The following is an 11,995-nucleotide window of genomic DNA, read 5'->3' as shown; positions in this document are numbered from 1 at the left end:
TTGGTTCTAAGTTAAGGGGGCTTAACTTACTGTCCAATCAAATGTAGCAGGTCCAAAGTTCTATTTATCAAGTTACTGGAACGAGAATCTTCAACCTTCCCATTCATTAAGTTGAGCTTTTATTAATGTATGGTCAACTGTAATATATAGCGCAGCCAAAGCACAGACATATTGGGGAAGCTAACTATGGGATAACTCAAATTTAATCTTACTAGACCATTGAGGTTTTAAATTCTTTTAAAAGTAACTTCTTCTTTAGTGCAGGTGAATTGAGGAGTTCATAGTTGAAAGCCAGTGTCTTTTTTGAATATTTTCTGAGAATCCTTCTTATGGAATTTTCAAATTCTAAGATGCGAAGTTTTGGAGGACAGATCACTCTAAGATAAATTGTTTTCCAGGACCCTTCCTGAAGATTTTCCCCGTAAAGATTTACTTTCAATATTGGATCCTTATCGTGAATTTGGCATATTGCCTCTTCCTCGCTTAGTAGATAGGTGTTTTGATCTAGAGATTTCATAACAATTTTACTATGTTGGGAGTTGAAACTTAGAGACAGTCAATTTACCATTATTAGAACGTACTTTCCACTTCTCTTCTTGCTTTTTTTAATTATTCATAATACCTAATGATGGAGGGTAATATTCTTATATGAGGGTAATATTATGAATCAGGCGATCAAGAGACCTTGACAGAAGGGGAATTTGGCCATTTTTCCAGTTATGTACTTGTTACCCAATATTAGATTCTCTACCGTAATACTTATCCTTCGTAAACGACTTTTGAAGCTTTGTAAATAACTTTTTTGTTCCTTTATTTTATCCTGATTGGTGTTTATCATATCAGAATATATGATGGTTTGAGTTTCTGGGTTGATGTTGTAAATCCTTTCAGCTTCTTTGTTTTTTCTTGATTTGTAATCCTAAGGTGTAAAATCTTCTAAGACAAAGACATCGGTTAGTTTTATGACCAAATTTGTAGTCTTGTCACATTCCTGCAACTTCATGAGAATACTTAAAATATTCAATAATTCTCTCTTTTCATCTCCGTATCTGCCAATACCTCTGAAGCAAGGCAACAGCCATTACTGGAATCTAATTGACTTATTCCTAACAGATTTCGATAACCCTTTGACAGGCTGGACAATTTAATTGGAGCATTTTTCCTCAATTGATCTTCCTGGGCGGCGCTTGCAATATTTTTGATTTTGAGCAGCGATTCTTTCAATGTAAAACACATCTGTTGTCACTTGATACCTTTGATACTAGCCTATAAAGATTGATTACGGGTCCTCAGTAATTGGCAAAGGATTTAATTGAGAAAGATTAATTGGGGAATATTTCGGACAAAAAATGGTTTTCGCTCCCAGATATTATTTTTTTTTCAACAGCCAGCCTTCTTGTTAACTCAATTTAGTAAAGATGAGTATAGTGGCAAGCTGGTTGTACGTTGATAGTCAATTAATTATTGCTAAATAAATCACTCACAATTATTCTTATGAACAAGCCAAATTTTGCGGGTCTTAAAGCTATTGTAATAAATTGTACTATAAAGAAATCTCCTCAAAAAAGCCATACAGAAAAACTAATTCACCTTGCCAAGGGAATTATGGAGCGGGAAAATGTGAGGTTGGATGAATTACGTCTAGTAGATTATACGGTACCTCCCGGCAATTCTCCTGATATGACCAAAGAGGGTTGGGAAAAAGATGATTGGCCAGATTTATTTGAGCGAATTATAACTTCAGATATTGTGATTATGGCAGGCCCTATTTGGCTGGGAGAGCTTTCCTCCGTAGCAAAAGTACTGATTGAAAGGCTTGATGCGATGAGTACCAAAACCAATAGTAAGGGGCAGTACATCTATTATGGAAAAACTGGAAGCTGTCTGATTACCGGTAATGAAGATGGATTGAAGCATTGCGCTATGGGAATTTTGTTTTCACTACAGCATCTGGGATTCACTATTCCTCCGCAGGCAGATTGTGGTTGGATAGGAGAAGTTGGGCCAGGTCCCAGTTATGGCGATACCGAGTGGAAAGGCAAGCAAATTGATCCCCCTATGGGTTTTGATTCGGAATTTACCCATCGAAATGTAACCTTCATGGTTTATAATTTGCTACATGTAGCAAATATTCTCAGAGAACTGGGGGGATTTCCTTCCTATGGTAATTCTGTTGGGCAGTGGGAGGCTGGTGAACGATGGGAGTTTAAATCTCATTAAAACTCGACCATATGTTTTTATAACGCTCTGCAAGTTAACCTGATTTCATATAATGAATTTAAAAATATGATTTTAGATTTTCACCAAACAACTTTAATATATATAAAAAACTTAAACTATATTCTGTAATCGATAAAAACAATGAAAAATTCTTCTTATACAAAATTTGTATTAATGCTTCTGTTTTCAGCAATCTTTATGTATATCACGATGTTTTTTAACACCTATGAATTCAGCCATGTTTATTTTAGTTGGACACGGATGTACATGACTTTCATAGGATTAGGAGGTATGGCAATAATCATGTTTTTCTTTATGAAAGGGATGTATAAGAATAAAATAAAAAATGCTGCAATTCTCAGTGGGAGCATACTCCTAATGGCTGTTTCTACTCTACTGGTAAGGCAGCAAATACCCATCGATGACCTTAAGTGGATGAAGGCAATGATACCACATCATTCAATCGCAATTCTGACGAGCAATCGAGCTGATATCCAAGATCCCGAAGTAAAGCAGTTGGCAAATGATATTATCGAGGCACAGGAAAGGGAAATTGATCAAATGAAAAAGATGATTGAAAGACTGGAAAGTAAACAGTAATCTCTTAGATGACACTTCAAATGGTATAGGCTTGGTAATAAGTTTTAATAATTGTGATTGGAGAATTGAATGTCTCTACAATATGAGTTTTGTTCTTCCGGGTGGATTTTACATGTTCTGGCATCCATTACTCACGCATAAATTTAAATATTTAACAATGGAGTTTTGGTACACTCTACCTGCGGGCTAATTATTGGATATCATTGAATAGATCAATTTACTCTAAACCTCCTTCGGCCATACGTTTTTGTTAAGTAAAATAGTTACTTATTTCCCCAAATATCTCATAATTGGCGTGGCAGATATTCCATGAACCAAGATTGATAAAGCTATAGTAAGTGTTGCAATTGACCATAATTGGTCTTCAGATTCAAATGATATTTCTTTGAATGCATAGGATAGGTAAAAGATAGACCCCAACCCCCTAATACCGAAAAAGCTGATCGCAAGTTTCTCTTTTATCTTAATTTTTGCCCCTATCAAGCTGATTAACGCCATCAGCGGTCGTACAATAAACAGGAATAATAATGCAAAAAGAACCGTCGTCCAGGTAATTTCAGAAATAATACCAAGATACAGTGCCCCACCAAACAAAATTAGAAGAACCGCCACGAAGAACTTTTCTATTTGTTCGGTAAACGAATGCATGGATTTATGGTAATCATGGTCTTTTTCGTAGCCTCTAAGTGTGATTGCGCTAATAAAAACCGCGATAAACCCATATCCATGCAACATTTCGGTAAATCCGTAAGCTACTAATGTCAATGAAATAGCAAGAAAGCCATCCAGGCTTTCCAAAAATCTAAATTTCTTTGAAAAATTGAATACTAGGTATCCAGTCACTTTACCGAGAATAATTCCCACGACGACTCCCAAAATAATCTGATATACAAGATGATAGGAGAACCAGTAAAGTAGCGATGTATCGTTCCCTTCGGCAAGGGCCGCAAAGGTTATGGCTAGCCAAGTGAATGGGAATGCCATTCCGTCATTTAAACCTGCCTCTGATGTAAGTGTGAACCTAGTTTCGGAATCTGATTTTTCATTTGGTGGGCTAACCTGAACATCCGAGGCCAACACTGGATCAGTAGGGGCCAATACAGCACCTAGCAAGAGGGCGGAAGCAAGAGTTAAATCCAGGAAAAAATACCCCAAAGCCGCTGCTGCGATAATACAAAGGAACATCGCAATGAATACCAAGCGCAGCGATAAACTCCAATTTTTTAATGAGAATGACTTATCGATCTTGATTCCCGCTCCCATCAGAGAGATGATAACAATTAATTCTGTTAGATGGAGTATAGCTGATTCATTTTCTTTTGGCAAAGGACTTGGAAGATATTCAGAAAATAGCCAATACAGTATAATCCCTGCGAGCAGATAAAAAACTGAATAAGAAATTCCAATTTTACTGGTTAGGGCAGGCATCCACACCATTGAAAATGAAATCAGGCCTATAATTAAAATTAGGATTATAAATGGCTCCATAAAATATAGCAAAAGATAATTGTGAGGTAGCAAAAAGGCTTCATTCTGCCATATTAGGTTCTGATTTCAATTTTTTTAAAATAAATCCTAAAATTTATTTTCTATGCTTTCCAATAAATAAGCCAAAACCAAGTTGAAGGTCTTAGAAATTGGCTGGAAAAAGTGTTTTGGAAAACTGCGAATTTGGTGAAGATGCAGCTTAAAAAGCTTACAAAGATGCCTCAAATGAGGAGGATTTGCCAGCAAATCTAAAGTCAATGATCCTTGAGCAAAAGGCTATTTTACGTCAATCACATGACAAAATTAAGCTACTTCGTGACCAGCAGACTTAAACCTGTTTTATATCCAAAAACATAGCATAAAAAATCCCAGCTAAATGCTGGGATTTTTTTATGTCCTTTATCTAGATACATATTTTTTCATTAAGGCATTAGCTGTTTATATGATGTGGTTCAGTCATACTATCTAGAATTTTCTCAGAAGCAACTTCGCAGAAATCCAGTCCGGAGTAATCAGGATTTAGCCCGGATATATAGGGTACTGCCATTACATATAATCTTTTATTTGCTACGCCATAGTGATTTAGTGGCTGAAAATAGTCGTTGATAGAAATTCCAGGCAAATGCAGAAGGTAAACTCCTGATATATCCCTGTGAACATCTTTATTTCCCTTTTCAAATTCTTTAATTGCATTTTCCTGATCCGAGAAATTAAGATAGGCTGGACTAAGAGTATGGGTATTTTTAAGTCCCTTAAAAGGTAGCTTTTTAAAATAAAAGGGCTTCTGACCGAGTGCATCGATGAACATTTTGAAACGTTCCTTCTTTTTGCGATTCTTTTTATCGCGGTAGATATATATGCATCCTTCATTATCAGAAGGTTTTACTATGCTATCCATATCTACATCCACCAAATTCAAAATTCCGGCATGATGCAACGCTAAGATCTCCCTAGCTGAACTTTGCGGTATAAAAGCAATAATGAGTGATATCAAGGGACTGAGAGATCTCTTATACCGAAGCATATCCTCTGCCGAAAAATGCTTAATGGAGTAATTGATCACATAGCTTAAATCGGCTAATGTTTCTTTCCATACGATGGATTCCTGGGTTTCTATGGACTGTTCTGCCTCTTCGTATTCCTCTTGAAATAACTTAAAGGGATCAGTTTTTCTTCGATTATCCATCATAAACTGCATGAATTCCTCCAAAGTCATTCCATCAGATTCCTTATATATATAGGGTTGCTTTTCTTGCAAAATTTTTCTGAAGTTCTGATCATACACAAAATCGAGGGGGATGAATCCCTGATTTTGATTTTTAATGATTTTGATTTCGTCTTCCGAAAGAAGGTGTGAAGGATCTGGTCTGGTATTTTCCAAGTGAATCCTTACTCCGGGTAATAATCCACCCAATGAAAAGATTTTCATTCGGAACCCCTTACTTTTCTTACGTAGATGATAAGTGTAAATCCCATCTGCTCCATGGGTGAATTTTCCATTTGCACGGGCCAAGGTGCGGACTGCATCTATTGCAGTAAGAGAAGAGCCACGGATGGCAACTTCAAAATTAACCTGTAAGTCTAATTTTTCAGGAGGATAAGGAGAGTCAAACCATCCATGCACCTTATTTTCCTTCTTCTTTGGAAAGGAGTGTCCTGTACAGATGATTGCTTTATCAAAGGATAATTTCTCTCCTGATTTCAAAATAACCTTTACTTTTTCCGCATTTTCATCATCTACTACATTGACAACTTCGGTTTTCAAATGTACAACTGTCTGGATGCCATTCTCTTTAGCTTCTTGCTGGAGAAGATTAAACTGAGCTGCGAGATATTCTCCAAATAGAAGACGAGGGAGTACCTTATATTCATTTAGGCTAATTTTTTCCATATCAAACTCCTTCAGCAAAGTCTTTGGCGCCTTAGCTATCCATTCTTTTACAGAGGTCTTGATAGTGGGAATTTCATTTGAGGACACATTTGTAATGTGTTCTTTGGAGGCTCCATATCTACTATAAGGAAAACCCGCTCCCAACTTTTCATGTTTTTCAAAAATGTGAATTTTGTAGCTACTGAGCTTAGCTTCAATTATTCTTTTATACATGAAGAGCGCAGCAGGACCACCGCCTAGTAAAGCAATTGATTGCATTTATATGCTAATTTGGGTTTATTATAAGGCTGAAAAGTTGAGCATAGCAGTGTCCAAAAACCTTCTCAGAAATAGTTGGGCAATAAAGATTAAAGGGAAAATAAATGTTTACTTTACCTCTTTGCTTTTCTCCCTATTAGGCTGATCTTCTGTAAATTCTTCTCTTGGTACCTGGTCTGGTACATCTCTTTTTTCTTTCTTAGTGCCAAAGGGAGTCACTTTAATATCCTTTTTGTCTTTTGGGATTCTTCGGTCTTTTTCTGAATCAGATTTCATAGTGATGGGGTTAATGATTGTTAGTTAAAAATATTATTGTAAAAGTATTTCTCCAATCAAAGGTAAAATCTGGCTATAAGTAATATAGCTGGACTATTCCTAGGTATATTTCCTCGAAGAATAGGCCGGGGTTTGCGCCATTCATACAAATCATCCTTCCGAAAACTGACAGAAATAAAAGGGAGGCAGAGTGGCCCAATAACTCCAAATTCGAAATTCATTTCTTTTTAAGATACATATTTCGAGATATTTTTAATTGATGCAATAAGTATAAACCAAAAATATGAGGGGATTACCCCTCATATCCTCGTTAATCTACTTCAGCTTCTTCATTTATTTCCGAAATAGCCAATTTAGTTAGCCCTGAATCAGTTGCTTTTTCCTCTTCAAGGGTTTTACTCAATAGCAAGGCGACATCTTTCAATCCCATTTTCTTTGCAAATGCAACGAGTGATCCATAGGAAGCAATTTCGTAATGTTCAACTTTTTGGCTGGCGATGATGATCCCAGCATCTCTCACCATTGTGTCGGAATCAGTGTCTTCCAAAATTGATTCTGCTTCCTTTACTAAGCCGGCCATTGCATCACATTTTTTTGCCTGTGGTTTCAATCCTAGGATTTCAAATACATCTTCCAGACGGCTTATATGATTTTTGGTTTCTTCTAAATGCTTGTCAATTGCAGATGCCAATTTGGAAGAGGTGGCTCCTTTACTCATTTTGGGTAGAGCTTTTGCTAAATGTTTTTCTGCCCAATAAATATCTTTAATTTCATCAATAAATAGTTTTTGGAATTTGGATTCCTTTTTCTTTGGTGCTTTTGTTTGAGTTGCCATAATAGTATGAATTAGTTGGTAAATGTTTATTTCACTATTTCCAATTAATAGGCCAACATTGATTTTGCCACCAGGTTCTTATTTTCGAGTATTATATACGATTTTATTTTAAGGTAAAACTTCAAGTTGGCGAATAATTTCTACAGGTTGAGAATTTTTCTTGCTGAATAAAATGATAATTTCTATAACTTATGACCACTAGTTTGCGCTGTGCATCTTACATTTTGACCTATGTGTGTTTTGCATGTCAGGTTTCTTTTAAAAAGATATTGCCAATTCTTTAATTAAAGCGAAAGGGAAGATTTTTTTTTACTATGACAGCTTACCCTGATTTAGCTATATATATTTGCCACACACATACAATTATTTCGTGAATAATCTTATTTATAGATGGTCTCATCTACCGACGGGAAGTAAAGTAAAAGAGCTTTTAACCACTGTGAAGTGGTCAAGCACAACTTTCGGGCATAAATCAGAGTGGCCGGACAATTTGTTAACCACCCTATCATTGATTTTGGACAATCCATTACCTATGTGCATTTTCTGGGGAAATGATTATATCCAATTTTTTAATGATCCTTATCATAAGTCTATCGGTGATTTATTGGCTAATCAAGCCTTTGCAAACTCTCCTCAAAATACATTTGGCGAAAAATGGCTTGCTGTTTCTTCAATACTTCAGCGGGTAATGGGGGGAGAAGGGGTGAAGGTTTCAGATTATTTTATAGTTATTAATGGGGTAGAGAATGAGCGGTTTTATGATTTCTCATTTAGCCCTATCAGGAATTTGAATGGGGATGTTTTAGGTGTGTTGATGGTTGCAGTGGAAATAGTTGAAAGGGAAAAAGTAGAGGAAAAACTACTTACCCATCAAATTCTAGATAGTAAAGGAAAAGAGGAAAGTGCACAGAGGCTTCTTTCAATTGTAGAAAATGCTCCTTTTCCGATCGGTGTATATGAGGGGGAAGATCTTATTATAACAGTGGCCAATCAATCTATTATGGATGTTTGGGGCAAGGGTAATAATGTGGTGGGAAAATCTTACCGAGCTATTTTGCCAGAACTTGAAAACCAGAAAATATTTGATCAAGTCTACCAGGTCTTTGCCACAGGTGTGCCCTTCCATGCGAAAAACCAGGAAGTAGATCTGGTAATCGATGGAAAACTTCAATCCTTTTATTTCAATTACAGTTTAACGCCATTGTATAATACCCAAGGTGAGATTTATGGTGTATTGAATACTGCTGGCGAGGTTACGGATATTCACAAGGCAAAACTTAAGGTGGAGGAGAGTGAAAAGCGGTTCAGGGACACCGTTCAGCAGGCTCCTCTTGGGATTACTATTTTGAGAGGGGATGACTATGTGGTGGAAATGGCAAACCATAATTATCTTCAGTTAGTTGGGAAAAGTGAGGAAGAGTTTGTAGGTAAACCCTTGTTTGAGTCACTTCCGGAAGTTAAATCCTTTATTGAGCATATTTTATTAGATATTAAAAAGACTGGAGAGCCCTATAACGGCATCGAATTTCCTGTCACCTTGAAAAGATCCGGGAAAAATGAACTTACCTATTTCAATTTTGTCTACCACCCTATTAAGGAAGAAAGTGAGAAATTAAGTGGGATTATGGTGATTGCTACTGAAGTATCTGAAACAGTAAAAGCAAAACACCAATTACAAAAGAGTGAAAAGCACTTTCGCAATATGGTAATGCAGTCACCTGTGCCTATGACTATTCTGAGGAGTGAAAAATTTGTAATAGAATCGGCAAATAGAGCTATGGTAGAAACCGTATGGCGTCGAAAGGCTTCGGATGTTTTGGGTATTTCTATTCTTGATGCTTTTCCGGAACTTAAAGATCAGAAGTATCCGGACCTATTTAGAAAAGTCTACACCTCCGGTATCACCCATAGAGAAAAGGAATCTGTTGCTTTAGTTTCAGGTGAGGATGGAGTGCGAAGATTTTACTTGGATTTTGAATTTGCTCCTCTGGTTGACTCGGGAAATGCGATATCCGGAATTATGATTACCATAAATGATGTAACTGACAAAGTTGAAGCCAGGTTGAAAATACAGGAAAATGAGGAACGTCTAAATATTGTAGTTTCAGCTAGTGATCTTGGTATATGGGAATATGATTTACTTGAAAATGGAAGTTTGATTTCCACCAGATGTAATGAGATTTTTGGCCTGCCGCATCAGCAGAAAATTTCAAAATATCAATTAGTGGAAAGATTTCATCCAAATGACCTTGGATTGATAAAGAAGGCTCATGAAAAGTCCTATATAACAGGCAATCTGAATTATGAGTGTAGAATCATATGGCCGAATAAATCTCTGCACTGGATAGAAGTTAAAGGGAAAGTTTTTTTTGGGGAAGTAGGTAACCCGGAGAGAATGGTAGGTACAATCCGCGACATCACAGAAGAGAAGAATTTTCATAAACAATTAGTGGAGCGAGAGGAGAAGTTTAGGCTATTGGCAGATTCTATGCCTCAGATGGTCTGGACTTCGGATTGCGATGGAACACTTAATTATTTTAATAATGCGGTTTTTGAGTTTTCGGGGTTGCCCTTGCAGAACTTGTATGGGGAGGGCTGGCTGCGGATGGTTCATCCAGATGACAGAAATATAAATGTTGAAAAGTGGGCCTACTCCATTTTGACAGGAGAAGATTTTCATCTGGAGCATAGATTCAGAAGGGCAGATGGAATGTACCGCTGGCAATTAAGTCGAGCCAAGCCCCAAAGGGACGATCAAGGTAATATTAAAATGTGGGTGGGTTCAAGTACAGATATTCAGGAACAGAAAGTATTTACCAATAAGCTTGAAAAACAGGTAAAGGAGCGCACAAAAGAGCTAAATCAGAAGAATATTGATTTGGAGAAAATGAACAAAGAACTGCAGTCATTTGCATACATCTCTAGTCATGACCTTCAGGAGCCACTTAGAAAGATTCAGGCATTTACAAGTTTTGTGATGGATGAGGAGTACGAGAACCTCACTGACAATGGTAAAGAAATTTTTAACCGCATACAAAATGCTGCAGGTCGTATGCAGACGCTAATACAGGATTTACTAACCTATTCTCGCACCAATACTCAGGATAGAGTTTTTGAGATTATCAATTTTGGTTCACTGGTCGAGGAAGTAAGATGTTATTTGAAGGAAGAACTGCAAAATCACGGGGCGATAGTTGAAATAAAATCTACTTGCGATGTTCAGGTTATCTCATTTCAATTTAAACAGGTTCTTTCCAATCTCATAAGCAACTCCTTAAAATTTGCTCATTCGGATAGAAAACCTGTAATTATCATTACCTGTGAAATTATTTCCGGAGTCGATCTGCAAATTGATGCTTTTCCAGTGGATCAACCTTACAATCATATTTCATTTTCTGATAATGGAATAGGTTTTGACCCTGCCTATGAGGAGAAAATATTTGAATTATTCCAACGGCTTCATGGCAAATCCCAGTATTCTGGTACCGGCATTGGCCTTGCCATTGTAAAAAAAATTGTGGATAATCATAATGGTATTATTAAAGCAACAGGGGATTCCGGGAATGGAGCGAGATTTGATATTTATTTCCCAAGAATGATTGGTTAAATATAACCTATTCATAGGGGTGAGGAGGTGATTGTGCAACATTTTGAGTATAGTTTTCCATTAGGATTAAATTCAAGATTCTACCTTTTTTTTGTGATTAGCGCTCATAGGTTTAAAAAAAAGCTTTTTAGTTTATTTTCAGAAAGTGGCGGGTTATTTGTTTTCCTGTAAATCTGATAACCCCCTTTACCATGAACCGTTTGACCCGATTGAAAAGCAATTGTATTCAGACACTGGAGGAATGTATTTACAGTTGTCAACAGCTAATTGCTGCGTATAAGTATTCAAAGGATATGGAACGATGTGTAGCATTGGCCCAACAGAGTTTGGATTTCTGTGTAGATTGTCTCGATGCTTGCGAATCGGCACAATTTGATAGAGGTATTAAAATGCGTAAGTGCTTGGAATTCTGTTTATCCTTGAAGAAAGAATGCGAAAAATACAGAGGAGAAAAATTCGAGGCATGCTCTGAAGCATGTTCCCTTTGTATAAAAGAACTTCAAATGGTGTTAGTATGATTTCTGCAGTCTTAAAATAAGTATTTCCCGTATCAGTTTATGGATAAATTACTGGCAAGGATCTGCTCTTCTTATTTACGGATTTTTGTGCATGATGTTGAGTTGTTTAACACTTGTCCATTTAGGTATTATCTAAACTCCATACTTGAATTACATCAGGGTAAGATTAGACTGAGTTTTATACCAAAATTCCGGGTCATCAATAATGATTCGGAAAACATAGACGCTAACGACGGCAAAAATAATGTGGGCTATAAACAACGCCGTAAAATAGTGTAACAGGTTGATTTGGGGAGGATGGG

The 11,995-nt window shown here is 36.7% G+C and carries 8 protein-coding genes; 3 read left to right on the top strand and 5 right to left on the bottom strand.

Going from position 1 to position 11,995, the window contains the following annotated elements; all coding sequences use genetic code 11:
* Positions 1 to 211: 211 nt before the first annotated feature.
* Positions 212 to 517: a hypothetical protein gene (locus tag AACZ73_RS22940; protein ID WP_339881398.1), complete on the bottom strand. Its 306-nt coding sequence runs from the start codon at positions 515 to 517 to the stop codon at positions 212 to 214.
* 977 nt (positions 518 to 1,494) lie between these two features.
* Between AACZ73_RS22940 and AACZ73_RS22935 the strand changes: the two genes are divergently transcribed.
* A complete protein-coding gene (locus tag AACZ73_RS22935; protein WP_339881397.1) occupies positions 1,495 to 2,220 on the top strand; it encodes a flavodoxin family protein in 726 nt (241 codons plus the stop codon).
* A 174-nt stretch (positions 2,221 to 2,394) separates the two neighbouring features.
* Positions 2,395 to 2,820: a DUF305 domain-containing protein gene (locus AACZ73_RS22930; RefSeq protein ID WP_339881395.1), complete on the top strand. Its 426-nt coding sequence runs from the start codon at positions 2,395 to 2,397 to the stop codon at positions 2,818 to 2,820.
* Positions 2,821 to 3,087: 267 nt separating this feature from the next.
* Here AACZ73_RS22930 and AACZ73_RS22925 read toward each other — a convergent pair whose 3' ends face one another.
* From AACZ73_RS22925 to AACZ73_RS22910, 4 genes are all read right to left on the bottom strand, one after another.
* Complete coding sequence (locus tag AACZ73_RS22925) at positions 3,088 to 4,308, bottom strand: sodium:proton antiporter (protein ID WP_339881393.1); 1,221 nt, start codon at positions 4,306 to 4,308, stop codon at positions 3,088 to 3,090.
* 430 nt (positions 4,309 to 4,738) lie between these two features.
* The gene (locus AACZ73_RS22920; protein WP_339881391.1) at positions 4,739 to 6,457 is read right to left on the bottom strand and encodes an FAD/NAD(P)-binding protein; all 1,719 of its coding nucleotides are present in this window, start codon (positions 6,455 to 6,457) and stop codon (positions 4,739 to 4,741) included.
* A gap of 108 nt (positions 6,458 to 6,565) precedes the next feature.
* Positions 6,566 to 6,733 carry a hypothetical protein gene (locus AACZ73_RS22915; RefSeq protein ID WP_339881389.1) on the bottom strand — a complete coding sequence of 56 codons (168 nt, stop codon included), beginning with the start codon at positions 6,731 to 6,733 and terminating at the stop codon, positions 6,566 to 6,568.
* A gap of 310 nt (positions 6,734 to 7,043) precedes the next feature.
* Positions 7,044 to 7,568: a ferritin-like domain-containing protein gene (locus AACZ73_RS22910; protein ID WP_339881387.1), complete on the bottom strand. Its 525-nt coding sequence runs from the start codon at positions 7,566 to 7,568 to the stop codon at positions 7,044 to 7,046.
* 370 nt (positions 7,569 to 7,938) lie between these two features.
* Between AACZ73_RS22910 and AACZ73_RS22905 the strand changes: the two genes are divergently transcribed.
* Positions 7,939 to 11,175, top strand: a complete 3,237-nt coding sequence (locus AACZ73_RS22905) for a PAS domain S-box protein (RefSeq protein WP_339881385.1) — start codon at positions 7,939 to 7,941, stop codon at positions 11,173 to 11,175.
* The last annotated feature ends 820 nt before the right edge of the window (positions 11,176 to 11,995 follow it).

It is taken from the genome of uncultured Algoriphagus sp. (assembly GCF_963974835.1).
Classification (GTDB): domain Bacteria; phylum Bacteroidota; class Bacteroidia; order Cytophagales; family Cyclobacteriaceae; genus Algoriphagus.
This window is presented reverse-complemented; position numbering and strand designations above follow the sequence as displayed.